The organism is Lederbergia citrisecunda, assembly GCF_018343695.1.
GTDB classification, from domain to species: Bacteria; Bacillota; Bacilli; order Bacillales; family Bacillaceae_C; genus Lederbergia; species Lederbergia citrisecunda.
Map to the genome: position 1 here is coordinate 3,869,167 of NZ_JAGYPJ010000001.1, position 13,737 is coordinate 3,882,903.

At 36.8% G+C, this 13,737-nt stretch carries 14 protein-coding genes; 6 read left to right on the forward strand and 8 right to left on the reverse strand.

Features of this window, described 5'->3' with window-relative positions; all coding sequences use genetic code 11:
- Positions 1–268 precede the first annotated feature (268 nt).
- Positions 269–877 carry a TetR/AcrR family transcriptional regulator gene (locus tag KHA93_RS18995; RefSeq protein ID WP_213112140.1) on the forward strand — a complete coding sequence of 203 codons (609 nt, stop codon included), beginning with the start codon at positions 269–271 and terminating at the stop codon, positions 875–877.
- A gap of 324 nt (positions 878–1,201) precedes the next feature.
- Complete coding sequence (locus KHA93_RS19000) at positions 1,202–2,101, forward strand: glycosyltransferase (protein ID WP_349772315.1); 900 nt, start codon at positions 1,202–1,204, stop codon at positions 2,099–2,101.
- A gap of 135 nt (positions 2,102–2,236) precedes the next feature.
- Here the strand turns inward: KHA93_RS19000 and KHA93_RS19005 are convergent, their stop codons facing one another.
- From KHA93_RS19005 to KHA93_RS23915, 3 genes are read right to left on the reverse strand one after another with little or no spacing between them, the layout of a single operon-like run.
- Positions 2,237–3,811, reverse strand: coding sequence for an alkaline phosphatase family protein (locus tag KHA93_RS19005; RefSeq protein WP_213112142.1), 1,575 nt, complete (start codon positions 3,809–3,811; stop codon positions 2,237–2,239).
- A gap of 36 nt (positions 3,812–3,847) precedes the next feature.
- Positions 3,848–4,045 (reverse strand): YkoP family protein, encoded by a 198-nt coding sequence (locus tag KHA93_RS23910; RefSeq protein ID WP_432806327.1) that lies wholly within the window; start codon positions 4,043–4,045, stop codon positions 3,848–3,850.
- Positions 4,035–4,181, reverse strand: a complete 147-nt coding sequence (locus KHA93_RS23915) for a YkoP family protein (protein WP_432806328.1) — start codon at positions 4,179–4,181, stop codon at positions 4,035–4,037. Before KHA93_RS23915 ends, KHA93_RS23910 begins: the two co-directional genes overlap by 11 nt.
- Before the next feature lie 235 nt (positions 4,182–4,416).
- Here KHA93_RS23915 and KHA93_RS19010 point away from each other — a divergent pair, with 235 nt between their 5' ends.
- Complete coding sequence (locus KHA93_RS19010) at positions 4,417–5,130, forward strand: endonuclease/exonuclease/phosphatase family protein (protein WP_233711226.1); 714 nt, start codon at positions 4,417–4,419, stop codon at positions 5,128–5,130.
- A 70-nt stretch (positions 5,131–5,200) separates the two neighbouring features.
- Here the strand turns inward: KHA93_RS19010 and KHA93_RS19015 are convergent, their stop codons facing one another.
- Positions 5,201–6,034 (reverse strand): SPL family radical SAM protein, encoded by an 834-nt coding sequence (locus KHA93_RS19015; RefSeq protein WP_213112144.1) that lies wholly within the window; start codon positions 6,032–6,034, stop codon positions 5,201–5,203.
- Between the two features lie 43 nt (positions 6,035–6,077).
- A complete protein-coding gene (locus tag KHA93_RS19020) occupies positions 6,078–7,304 on the reverse strand; it encodes a multidrug effflux MFS transporter (RefSeq protein ID WP_213112145.1) in 1,227 nt (408 codons plus the stop codon).
- A 135-nt stretch (positions 7,305–7,439) separates the two neighbouring features.
- Here KHA93_RS19020 and KHA93_RS19025 point away from each other — a divergent pair, with 135 nt between their 5' ends.
- A complete protein-coding gene (locus tag KHA93_RS19025; protein ID WP_213112146.1) occupies positions 7,440–7,697 on the forward strand; it encodes a hypothetical protein in 258 nt (85 codons plus the stop codon).
- Positions 7,697–8,080: a retropepsin-like aspartic protease gene (locus tag KHA93_RS19030; protein WP_213112147.1), complete on the forward strand. Its 384-nt coding sequence runs from the start codon at positions 7,697–7,699 to the stop codon at positions 8,078–8,080. Before KHA93_RS19025 ends, KHA93_RS19030 begins: the two co-directional genes overlap by 1 nt.
- A gap of 338 nt (positions 8,081–8,418) precedes the next feature.
- Here KHA93_RS19030 and KHA93_RS19035 read toward each other — a convergent pair whose 3' ends face one another.
- Both KHA93_RS19035 and KHA93_RS19040 read right to left on the reverse strand, forming a co-directional pair.
- Positions 8,419–9,291, reverse strand: coding sequence for a phosphotransferase (locus KHA93_RS19035; protein WP_213112148.1), 873 nt, complete (start codon positions 9,289–9,291; stop codon positions 8,419–8,421).
- Positions 9,292–9,631: 340 nt separating this feature from the next.
- Positions 9,632–10,099 (reverse strand): CcdC protein domain-containing protein, encoded by a 468-nt coding sequence (locus tag KHA93_RS19040; protein WP_213112149.1) that lies wholly within the window; start codon positions 10,097–10,099, stop codon positions 9,632–9,634.
- A gap of 630 nt (positions 10,100–10,729) precedes the next feature.
- On the opposite strand from KHA93_RS19040, the gene KHA93_RS19045 reads away from it, so the two are divergent.
- Positions 10,730–11,317, forward strand: coding sequence for a hypothetical protein (locus KHA93_RS19045; protein WP_213112150.1), 588 nt, complete (start codon positions 10,730–10,732; stop codon positions 11,315–11,317).
- A gap of 240 nt (positions 11,318–11,557) precedes the next feature.
- Here KHA93_RS19045 and KHA93_RS19050 read toward each other — a convergent pair whose 3' ends face one another.
- Entirely contained in the window at positions 11,558–13,456 is a 1,899-nt protein-coding gene (locus KHA93_RS19050) for an endonuclease MutS2 (RefSeq protein WP_213112151.1), read from the reverse strand.
- Between the last annotated feature and the right edge of the window lie 281 nt (positions 13,457–13,737).

Below are 13,737 nucleotides of genomic sequence, written 5' to 3' on the forward strand. Positions count from 1 at the left end.
TTTATCCAATATCCCCCTCAATCCCTTGCCCAATAAGGGTTTCAATTGTTTTCCCCACCACATAAATCCGCAGGATTCCCAATCATTATTATTAAATAACAGATGGAATCAGTACCAAATCCTTGACCGATATCTTGTGGCATATGGAACAACAGGAGGTGACAAGGGTACGTTTCCATTGTCGTTTTTTTTGTGCAGAAAATGGATTGACTCGGTAAAAATTTGATGTTAGCATGATTAACATCAAATTAAACAGGGGAAAAGAATTATGCCATTGGACAAACAAACGAAGTCTACACGAACCTACCAAATGAAGGCCCGAGCGCATGCTGCAGAGATGACTGGGGAGCGTATCTTAGACGCTGCAGTGGAGATCTTTTATGAGCGACCAATTGAGACCATTCCACTTGACGAAGTTGCGAGTCGTGCTGGTGTCACGGTACAGACGGTGATACGACGTTTCGGCGGCAAAGAGGGTTTGTTTATTGCAGCTGTGGAACGTGAAGCCAAGCGAATTACGAGCCAGCGCGACCAAGCAGGTGAGGGGAATGTAGAGGAGGCTTTGCGTATCCTGATCGATCACTATGAGGAAGTCGGGGATGGGATATTGCGAATGCTTGCCGAAGAGGATAGAATCCCTGCTTTGCGCGAAATCATTAAGGGAGGTCGTATTTATCACTATCAATGGTGCGAGCGGGTATTTGCTCCTGCACTAACTGGGATGGATGAGAGGGAACGAAAGCGTCGTCATTCCCAATTGATCGCTCTAACAGATATCTATGTCTGGAAACTACTTCGCCGTGATCGTGGCTTAAGTCGAAACGAAACAGAGCTCGCATTAAATGAACTACTCCAACCCCTGATTGGAGGAATGTAAATGGCTCATATACTTGCTTATACCTCGCCTGCGCGAGGGCATCTATTTCCGCTGACTCCGATTCTTGAAGAGTTGCATCGTCACGGTCACAGAATTTCACTTCGTACACTATCATCACAAGTGGAATTGGCACAAGCGCATGGCTTTGACTCAGATCCTATCGATAGTCGTATCGAAGCGATGGATCATGATGATTACAGGGCACGTTCCGCGCGAAGTGCACTGCAACGCTCGGTACGTATATTTTGCGAACGGGCACAATATGATGCACCCGATCTGCAGCGTGCGATTGCAGAGACGAACCCAGATGCTGTCATTGTCGATGTGAATTGCTGGGGTGCTGTTGCTGCTGCTGAAGCTTGGGGTGGTCCATGGGCGACATTTTGTCCTTATCCACTCGCATTGTCCTCTCGTGATGTTCCACCGTTTGGTCCCGGACTTTCTCCAGCACATGGGGTGTTTGGCAAACTGAGGGATCGCGCATTGCGACCAGTATTTACAGGTACATTTGAGAAAATCATGGTACCTCCGCTTAACGAGATACGCGCAAACATCGGGCTTAGTCCTCTACGAGGTGCCGATGATTTATTTAGCCGCCCACCACTCGTCATTTACCTTACTGCAGAGCCGTTTGAATATCCGCGCTCAGATTGGCCACAGAATATCGTAATGGTAGGTCCATGCTCTTGGGATCCGCCTGCTGAGATTCCTGAATGGTTGGAAAAGATTGATAGACCCATTGTACTCGTCACAACTTCCTCTGAATTTCAAGACGATGGACGCCTCGTAGAAACAGCACTAAATGCGCTAGCAGATGAGAATGTGCATATTATCGCTACACTACCCTCACAAAATCCAGCAGACTTTCGATCATCAACGAACGCCACGTTATTGCCATTTCTCCCGCATGGGCTTGTGTTAGACCGTGCAGTATGCGCGATTACGCATGGGGGTATGGGGGCGACTCAAAAAGCGTTAGCGCATAGAGTACCTGTATGTGCAGTGCCTTTTGGGCGTGATCAGCTGGAAGTAGCACGGAGAGTTGAAGTTGCTAATGCGGGCACACGACTTTCCGCGAAACGACTAAATCCCGATAGGCTACGAGCTAAGGTGCTGGAAGCGATCGCATGTGTAGATGGAGCGCGTCGGGTAGCAGATGGATTTAAGTCTGCAGGTGGTGCAAAAGCCGCTGCCAATGCAATAGAGGAGAGACTATTGTCATAACATATTAACTGTAGGGTGTTGAGAGGTGTTCTGTAGGAACTACCTCTTTTTTAAAATAAAGAAAGATTAGTTTTTTTATTGATTTGGAAGGTACAGTGGCCTTCTCAGTACTTGTTTCTAACTGTGTTCATTCGTTTACTGCTTTACAGTCAAATCTAAAATCCATTGATATAAATCAACTATTCGCATGTGGCTGGGTTGTTTCTCTGTACCCGTAACAATCATGGGAATCAGCGAGTCTTGCTCATGCAACGAGCCGTGAGCCGCTCCACCGGGGTGAATTGGTGTCCCTTCACCTTCAAATTCAAATCCGGGTTTTGCATCTGCAATAATGTAATTTCCGGAGTGTGAATGCAATGCGCTATGAAGTCGTTGCAGTGCATCAGGATACGTTCTAAATTCAATGAAATCATCGCTTATGGAGAGATCCAAAATGGAGGGGTCTCCTTTTATTTCCCAAGTCTGGCCGTATTGATCCATAAAGTGACCATTAGGGCGAAATGTAAAAAAATTATTGTGGCCGTTTGCAGCAACATGAATATCAGACTCATCTTTCCAGGCGAGAAAACCAATTCTTTCATCTTTTTGAAGTTTTTTTACAACTTCCTCTGGTGTAAGATGCTCATCCAAAATATAAATAAAAGCCATTCTTTCATTATGCCCCAAAACAATTTGGTCATTATCCTTAACGGGTTTATTTACTTTGTAGATAGTATAATTATCAAGTATTTTATTTAAGCGGATGAGTGAATTACTTTTGTCATTTCCCACTTCCGCTTGACCGCTATCCCCCATGATGATCCAAATGGCGGAATTTAAAGCTTCTTCCCACGAAGGATACGCGTTTAATATTTCTTGGAGCTGTTTGTCCGTTTGTTCAATGGCATCAATGTGATTTTCGGGCCCCTTTTTGTGGACTTCCTTGTCAAGTTCGGGAAAATACGCAATTGTAAAAGCAGGAAGCTTATCATTTTGAATGAAGTACTTCAATTCCTGTGCAGAAAATTTATTGTTAAAACCAAATATTTCTATAGGTCCGTTATTTTGATCGTTTTTTGGACTATATTGAGCTAGCATGCCATATGAAAATAACGCAGGCGTTTGTATTCTCAAATTTTTTGGAGCAATATTCAATGTTGATGCTATTTTAGGAAGGCTAAGGGTCCTTTCCTCATTTCCACGATATAAAAGTGCATTAACGGAAGCACTCTGCAGTCCTTTCATACCCAATGTCTCATGAACTGTCTTTGTGTTACGACTTAAATGGGTATGATTTAAATGGTAAAATGTATCTTCCGCTACATGCCTTATTCCAAGTTTAAACACTTCTTCTTTGGCGCTTCCATAATTAATTAGCCGTTTTTCATTTTCGTCATACCAAACAAGACCTGGAACCTGATGTTTATCCGGATATGTTCCTGTTAATAACGTGCTGTCAATTGTTACAGACATGGTTGGATAACTGCTAACCACGTTTGGGTAAAGTTGACCATGCTCCATTAAAAATTGAAGAGCTGGTGTGCGTCCGTTTTTTTCCGCCTGCAGCAGTGGTTTATACATCAGGGAGTCTATAATAAGCATAATCACGGGTTTTTCAGTTTGAGTAATCTGCTTTTGATCAAGTGATTGGTAATTCGGTTTTATTCCTTTTATAACAAAGATAATTGCTGCAATGACAATAACGATGATGATGATAATTGAATAAAGCATTTTCTTCATCCTTTTTCATTTCCCTTTCTTATCCATTTATTCGCCTCTATAACGGCTGATTAAAGCATCCTTTGACATAAATAAATACATAGGAGATGGAATTTCATTTCTAATTCCGCGTGACGAAGAAAGAAAATAAATGGGAAGAAGAGAAACCTTTTTGAATTTTTTATGAATTGGGCTGGCGATTGGGTGAGCTTCAAACCCCGACTTTTTACATCCTTTATATAGCACCGTGATGTCCAATCATCCTTTTAATCTGATTAGCTTTTTCCTGCGATTGAATAAAATGGATGAGGGATGGAAGTGATTCCTTTATACCTTTGTAAATTAATAAAGCCCTTCTGACTTCGTTGTCACACCTATGCATTTGCTGTAAAAATAATGGATCAATGAAATTCCATGCTGAAAGGCAATGTTTTATCCTAATGCCTCTGAAAATGCTTTTTGCACAAAAATATTATTTTTAATCGTATTTATTTTTTATAAGGGAATGTTTTTATATAAGTGGAAAAATAAGACTTCTGAATGAAAAGTCATAAACTTTACAAAAATAATGTACGAAGATTTATCGGGAATAGGTGAAAATGTTGAAGATCAAGGCTATGACTTTTAACATACATCATGGAAAAGGAATGGATAAACTAACTGATTTATATAGGATTGCTAATATAATTGATCAATGCGGAGCTGATGTCATTGCACTCAACGAAGTCGACAGCCATTTTTCCAAACGCAGTCTTTTTGAGGATCAGGCGGGGTGGTTGGCTAACGAATTAAATATGGATTATGCATTCAGTCCATCCATTTTCAAAAAAGATAAAAACCTCCAAGAACCACGTCAATACGGAAACGCACTTTTATCAAGGCATCCCATTATTGCAAAAGAGTCTCATTTATTTAAAATTTCGAGGCTTACAGAAGGAAGATCTTTGCTGGAGACAAAAATTCAGATTCAGAAATGTTCATTGAAAATGGCAGTTACACATTTAAGCCTTAATCCAATTATTCACAGAAAACAAACTGATGTTATCATAGGACGATATCAAAAAAATACCAATCCCACAATACTGATGGGAGATTGGAACATGAAACCAGGATCTAAGGGATGGGAAAAAATAACAAAGGAATTTCAGGATGTATGGGAAGAGGCCGGAAAGGGTTCTGGATATACTTATCCTTCATTTCAACCAAGATCACGGCTTGATTACATATTCGCAAGCCGTGATTTTGAAATCATACATGCAGAGGTGGTAAACAAGGTAAGTGAAGCATCTGATCATTTACCTGTAGTTGCGACATTGTATTATAGAACTTAAGCATTATTATCATCACTAAACCGGTATAGACATGTCGCTTTAATCAAAAGAATTGTATGATGAACTCCCATTACCTCGGAAACGCATCATGTTTTGAAATGCGAATTCTATCGCTAGGAAAATACTTCTTAAAATGCTTTGCCACCATGAGATGTAAATCTTTTCGATACCACTTTTGTAACCCATATTCTTCAAATAAATCTGGCATTCCTAATCTCTCTGATCGTTTACCCATTAAACCATCCCCAATATTTAGCGTATCGATCCAAATATGATCCACGATTCCATCTAATACTTTTGGAAAGTCAGGGGTAAATGGTAAAACAGGAGAAATTGAAGCTTGGGTCGGTATTCCAGCATCATGAACTTCTTTTAAAGCTTTTATTCGTAATTTAATCCCAGGTGCAAATGGTGCAAATATTTGTTTTATATCTTCTCTATCTGTTTCAATCGTCATGGATACAAGGACATCACATTTTTCTTTTAATGTTACTAACAAATCAATATCTCTTGTAATCAGTGACCCTCGTGTTTGAATTTGAAGAAAGTCAGGCGGAATTTCAATCATTTCCTCTAATATTCCTCGTGTAATGTTTGTTTTACGCTCTATTGGTTGGTAAGGATCCGTTGCAGAAGACATGAAAATGTTCACAGGATTATTTTTCTTTCGAAGTTTCATGATTTCTTGTCGATAATTTTCTGCTGCGTTTGTTTTTATCTCCAACCATTTTCCCCAAGGGATTTCTTTGAATTGCTGGATGGGCATTTCTCGTACATAACAATACTTGCAAGAAAATGCACAACCACTATATGGATTCAATGTATGGGTAAATCCAACATCCAAATAACCCTTTGCATCAGTCAGTATTTTCTTTGCAAGCATTTCTCTCACTTCAATACCCATTCAAATCACTCCTTGTGGACAAAGAGGTTCTTGATTATATTATTTAATGATTAAGTACTTGTTTTTCTGAAGCCACAACTGTTTTATCGTTTTTTACAAGGGTTACATAGGCGATAATAGCCAGCAAGCTGGTTGTAAAAATGATTACTCCAAATGGCGTTGCCGAATATTCACCGGCGATTCCCACAAGTGGGGAAGTCACGGAGCCTAATAGAAAGGGAATGACGCCTAGCAACGAGGCTGCACTACCTGCAATATGTCCTTGCGACTCCATCGCTAATGTAAAAGTAACAGGACCAACTAACCCGAGAGATGCAACAAACAAGAAGAGTGGAATGACTAACGAAAATAATGGCCCATGAGTAAGAACCACGATTAGAACAACAGTACTCGTGATAAAAGCCATTGACATCCCAATCAGGAGAATCCGACGTTCTGTTATCCGTCCTGCCAGTCGTCTTACGGTCTGCGCTCCTATTATTAAACTAATTCCATTGAGTGCAAATAACATCGCGAATACTTGCGGTGACACACCATAAATCTTTTGATAGATAAATGGAGTTCCAGAAATGTAGGCAAAGATACCTGCCATCATAATTCCCTGTGCCAGGGCGTAACCCATAAATGTTCGATTTTGAAGCAATGTTTTAAAGTTTCGCAATAACGCCTTAAAGTTACTAGGAACACGTCGTTCCACAGGTAAACTTTCTTTTAATTTCCATGTTGTGATGCTTGATAAAAATAATCCAAGCAGCCCTAAAAAAATAAATACACCATTCCATGTTGAAAAAGAAATGACTGCACTCCCTGCAATTGGTGCAAGTAATGGAGCGAGATTACCAATCATTGTAAGGAGTGAAAAAAACTTCGTTAATTCAACTCCACTATAAAAATCACGAACAATCGCACGAGAAATCACCATTCCAGCGGATGCCGCAAATCCTTGTAAAAATCGTAAAGCGATAAAAGTAGCAATGTTTGGTGAAAAAGCACACCCGAAAGAAGCAAGTGCGTATATAATCATCGCAATCAACAAAGGTTTACGTCTTCCATGAACATCACTTAAAGGCCCCATAACGATCTGCCCAACACCAACTCCTAACAGGCAGGCAGTTATACTTACTTGGATGGCAGATGCACTTGTTCCAAAAAACTTCGTCAATTGAGGAAATGCCGGAAGATACATATCAAAGGTAAATGGCCCTAACGCAGAAAAGGCTGCTAATAACAGGGCAAATCTAATCGGATGCTTTTTATCTCTCAAACTCATTTATTTTACAGCTCCTATTTAATCGTTTTGAATTGTTACTAGGTTTTAAAGACTTTGAGATATTCATTATACTAATAAAACTCAATCCAAAACATGGTAAAATATATATTAATACCTTTGGAGGTGGTGATTTAGATGAAATGGGAAGATGTGTGCCGGGCGTTCCCTGAACAATGGATGTTGATTGAAGCTGTACAAGCTTATACCAATGAGAAAAGTGAACGTATTTTAGAAGAAGTTACTCCTTTAAAGAAATTTTCTAATTCTCCAGATGCAATGAAAGCTTATCAAGAACTCCATCGTGAAAATCCTGACCGTGAATTATATGTTCTTCATACTAATCGTAAAAACCCTAACATCATCGAGAAAAAATGGGTAGGTGTGAGGCAATAGTGAAAAGGCTAGTTATTGAAGATGGACTATTGCTTACTGATATAGAAATAACATTCAGAGGACAATCTATACTTCTCAAACGAGTTTTAGTTGATACAGGTTCAGGAAGTACAATTATTTCAACAGATTTAGCTGAATCAATAGGAATCATTGCTGAAGAAAATGACATGATCTATCGAATTAGCGGAGTTGGGGGATCAGAATTTGTATTTTCCAAAACAGTTGACTCCATTAATATGGGACAAGCAGTGATAAGAGAGTTTTCGTTAGAAATTGGGGCAATGAATTATGGTTTTGATTTAGATGGTATTATTGGATTGGATTTTTTACAACAAATAAAAGCAATAATTAACATAGACAAACGAATAATAGAGTTCAATTAAAGGGCAAGTAGAGATAAACATTCTATACTTGCCCTTTTATTTATGTAAGTTGAACTCCCAAAAAGTTATATCATGCTGTATGTTTGTCATTCATTTTCATTTTCAGTTTCAAATGGATAAAAATTGGTAAATCTATATTTTTCAATATACTGACCAAAATGTTCCGTGAATCGTTTCCCGCTAAATGTTAAACACGCTCTTTGATTTTTTGTAAAAAGTTTGATCAAAATAACGCATGAACAGGAGTCCATTTTTAGAAAAAAGTTAATCAATTGAATGTAGTTGGTTTTTTTCATGGTGGTTCAATAAAACTACTAAGATAATCTATTAAAGGTTTGTTAATTTAACACAGAAAATAGCAGTTCATTATTTTCCATAGCAAATTTTAGGATACCCCACATATCTTCCACCGCATTTTCTCCATAACTTGGCATGTACATAAGCTGCATAAATATTGCCCCATGAAAAATATGTTCCTTCTCTTTTATATTCATGTCCATTCTTGAATAATAACCCTGATAAAAAGCCCTAGCATTTTCTATATTAAACGTAAGCTCACCATTTTGATACCTAACAAATTGAGTAATTAATGGATATCCAATATCTATAAATGTTGATCCATTTCCAGCGTTATCTAAATCAATAAAAACAACCTTATCTTCCGAAGACTTCACTGCATTATGCGGACCAATATCAGAATGAATAAATGATTGTCGTAAAGAATTAAAGTTAGGTAGAGACTTAATAATATTGTCGTATTCTTTTTTAAAAGGATAGTTATAAAATCTTCTGAACATATTCTCTATGCGTTCATCTATATTTATTCCTGAATGGTAAGGATAATCTTTAATCATATGAAGTGATGCAGATGCTTGACCAAGCGCATATTCGTCCTCAATTGTTTCTTTCAATTGATTTCCGGCTATATACTCCATAATGTACATATACCTGGACTGGTACTTCTTATATAATTTTCCATCAATAGTCTTCAAGATATGTGGCGAAAGTCTATATTGACACGCTCCCAAGTAGGATAAAGCACTGGTATAATGCTTGATTAGTTGTTCGCTTAATGAAGGATCAAATCCTTTTAAAACGAACATACCTTCTTTTGAATTGATTATCTTGACCATTCTGTTGCCTTTGGCTTTAATAACACGAATTACATTGACGTTTTTTAATCCCCAAAACTCTTCAATAAACGAATTCATTCATATCCTCCTATTTTTATTACACGTTACTACCTTTTTACAAGGAAGGACTTTAATAAAAATAATAGTTAGCGAACTGTCACCCTGCGATTTAATTAATCTTTTTTTTATGCGAGGGGATAGGGAGAATCAAGGGGAGGTATAAGAAACAGGAAGATGTTTTGCATTTACTATATTAATTAATGCTCATTTAATATTGAAAAAACAATTTATCTAACAAAGGAACTTTTTCAAGTCCCTTTGTCTATCTGTTTGAGTATTGTTTATTATGTCCTATATGTTCAATGCTGTTAATAAGATCCAAAATGCAAAACCATTTTAGTTGTCCCTAATCGTACATTTATACACGATTAGATATGTAGACTTTACGAAACTTAATGTAACTGGAAATTTTCCAAGGTATAAGATAGCCGCATGCAGTGACGAAGAAGAGTAGCATTCTTGAATCCGAATCCATATCAATAAATCCACGAATGGTCCACCGCATGGCGAAAAGCAATACAAACAAAATGACGAATGCCAGACTTTTCTTTACATAAACTCTTCCGTCTTCACGTCGTTCATAACCAGTCGTAAAGATCAAGGGGATGGAGAGAACACATCCTAACAATAACGCGACAGTAACTTCTGTTGGCGTTACTTCAGCATTGGGATTCATGATTAGTGCATATCCTGGTGTTAACAAGAACAGAGTTGCAATTATCCTCGTTCCTTTACCTTTGATAGGTTTGAACATTGAGATGATTTGACGATAAAAAATCAAAGCAGCAACAAGGATGATTATGAAAAGAATAGGATTATAGTTCATTATCAAACTACCTTTCTAGTTATTTATCTTTTGTACTTTTTTAGCAAGCCAAGGAAAGAAAGAAGAATAGATATAAAGATATTAGTTCACAGTAAATACTTTGTCGGTTGTTCTCATATACTCCATATCGTAAGAACAATACTACCGGTCATTTGTAAAGTGTCTGGCTTATATCGAGGCTGGACTGGCTGCTTTGGCTTCATAAAAGTTCCATGGTAAAAATAACATTTCATTTTGACAAATACAACTGTTTTTTTAATATTATTAAGTTTTTTATTCCACTGAAGATTCTGGATGTTGTTCGTGATTCTCGTACAAGATCAAAACTTATATAGCATAGTTCGTAAATCAACAATAATAAATTAATATAAGGATTTCGAGAGGAAGTTACCAGCACTATTTTTGATATGATTTTTTTATCAATCCACGATGAAAAATTTATGTAACTTAATTTCTGCAAGGTTGAAGAACGAAGAATCTCTCTTTTTTCTACAAGTAAAAGCACTTATTAATAGAAGATTATTTAAAAGCCCTTAGGAGCTGGTTAGCTAAAGAAGGACTTTACTACTGATGAGTTGAATAAAGTAATGATACGATAAAAAACGTTCTTATATAAAAAATGGGGGAAATATGAAAAAGATATTTTTGTTATTATTTCTATGCAGCTTTATGTTATTAACAGCTTGTACTCAGTCTGCCAACTCGATTAATGAGAATGACAGTCAACTTGAAGAAGAAAATAAGGATTTAACTAAAAGATTAAATGATAAAGAAATCCAGCTAAAAGAATTAACTCAAAGTGTAGAGGAACTTAATAATCAGATTGATCAATTTAATAAGGAAAAAGAAAGTTTCGCCATTATAAGCAATCTATCAAATGATTTTGTTATAGCACATACAACAGGAGATAAAGAGAGATTGTACCAATTATTGTCAGAAGACATCACTCTTGAAGAGAGAGATAACAAGTTATATGCACAAATAAAGGAAAGTGTTAGTGATTGGCTCTTATTTGATTATCATGGTGAGACTAAATTTGATAATTGGGTAATACAAGGTTATCAATATGTTAATGAAACTAATACATATAGTGTTTTCATTAGAGAATTCTATTCTGATTTAAATGGTGAGTCCGTAAGTCCTCCTACGTTCCTTGGCTTAACGTTTAAACTTCAAGATGAGGAATGGAAAATTATTAGCTTGGAATTCGATGTATAGAGAATTTTAAGATTCTTATTCAAGAAACGGAGATTTAGTGAAATAACGATCAAGAAAATGTTCGAACTTTTTTACAAAATTTCTATATCCAGCATTTAGTAAAGAAACCCTTTTGATCAATATTTTGTCAAAAAGGTTTCTTTTTAATGGTGGCTTTGATATAAAGGCTCGCAAGCATTCGACTCAATAATGTCCTTGCTGTTAGAAGAAACGAAAAATAACGTTTTGATCTGTCTTTTTTTACTTGTTTTTTCGAATTTCTTTATGAATTTTGCGAAGTGCTTTTTTCGAGCCTCTTTCAATATCATGATGTAGTTTTCTCGTTTTATAATCAATGAATAAAGTGTCTAAGTCATAACCTTCTGGATATAACTCTCCAGCTTTTAACTCTAGAGCAAGTCGTTTTTCATGTACCTCAATAAATTGATTTTGATAAAACACAGAAACATTATGATATTCATCTTTTTCTTTGTATACAATCCCGAAGTCGTCGTAGTCTAGCAGTTTTACACGGTCACCTTTTTGATAGTCGATACGATTTTCAGCTTTTTCAACAACTGCTTTTGGTTTTCGGATTTTGTTTTCATTTAATCGCTCCAAGCGATATTCTTTATTTTTCATATAATCTTCTGCTCTTTTTAGAACATTTTCTGGTACATTCATCTTTCTAGAGATCCATAAGGCATTACTGTCTCCAGATTGCCCGATAAGAAGCTTAAATAATGGTTCTAATGTTTCTTGATTGAATTGCATGGCAGCATTCATAAAGTCACTATGCATTTCGGAAAAGCGTTTTATTTCCCCATAATGCGTGGTCGCAACGGTAATACATCCTTTAAGATAAAACTCTTCTAAGAGGGAGATTGCTAAAGCAGCTCCTTCATTTGGTTCTGTTCCACTGCCAATTTCATCGAATAGTAACAGTGTATTGTTGTTTACAGATCGAAGGACCTCCGATAAGTTCTTCATATGAGAAGAGAACGTACTAAGTGCATTTTCTAAACTCTGATTGTCACCAATATCTACAAAAATGTCGTCAAATACTGCAATTTCGGTTTCTTTCGAAGCTGTAATATGAAACCCAGACATTGTTGCCAACGTAACAAGGCCAATTGTTTTTAGCACAATGGTTTTTCCTCCAGCATTAGGGCCGGTAATGATTAAGCTACGATAATGACTTCCAATCTCAAATTGAAGCGGAACAACATGACCCGATAATAAAGGATGCTTGCAATTAACTAATTTAATATGCCCATAATCATTTACGTTCGGCTCAATTCCATCCACTTGTCTGCTATATTTCGCTTTAGCAAAAATCATATCGTATTGGGATATAAGCTCGATATTAATTTTTATAGGTTGGAGATTTTCTGCAACGAACCCCGTTAAAGTAGCGAGTATTTGATATTCCAACATTGCCTCTTCGGATTTTAATGTTGCTAATTCAACACTTAGTTTTCCAACTACACTAGGTTCCATAAAGACCGTCGAACCTCTAGAAGATATTTCAATGATGGTTCCCTGTACTTGATTTTTGTACGAGGATTTTATAGGTATCGTGTAGCGATCATCTTTTATACTAATGATGAATTCCTGTATATAATTTCGATTTGCGCTGCTGTTTAAGAATTTATTTAATCGTTCTTTGATTTTTTGCTCAGTCGTTTGAATTTGGTAACGAACACGTTTAAGCTCATTGCTGGCAGCCGAGTCAACCTGGTTATTTTTAATCGAAAAATTAATTTCCTCCTCTACCTCCATGAATTCTGTCATGGATTTAGCATAGGACGCTAAAGTCGGGGCAAAGAATTCCTTGCTGGACATGAACATTTTAATTCTTCGGCAGCCTTTTAAAAAATCGGAAATATTTAATAGCTCTGATGGATCTAAAATGATGCCTTTTTCTACTTTCGCGATGATATGTTCAATGTTGGAAACCCCCATGAAAGGCACGTTACCTCCTGTATCAAGGATAGTTCGAGCTTCCGAGGTTTCTGTTAATCGATGTTTTACTACTTTTAAGTTAGAACTAGGGGTTAATGTATCAATTAGCTCTCTGCCGAGTCCGCTGACGCAATACGATTTTACGATCTCTTTTAGTTCGTTGTATTGTAATTTTTCAAAAGTATTTTCATTCATGTTTTCATTCTCCTCAATGTGATTATTTGATCAGCAATGAAGAAACCTACTTGAAGGATTTCAATGAATTGTGTATGAATATAAAAAAGCTGCGGAACATACCGCAGCTTACGTTTACAAGGCAAAAGTAAATACATAAATGAAACCATCCATTACGATAGTTCAAATTATGAAATGATGCGCTTGTTTGTAAAGTAGGGTAGGTATCTTCATAGGTAGAAATAAGTTCATAACAAAATAAGGGGCGTGAAACTAACCGAAATCCCCAATTGTTAAAACTT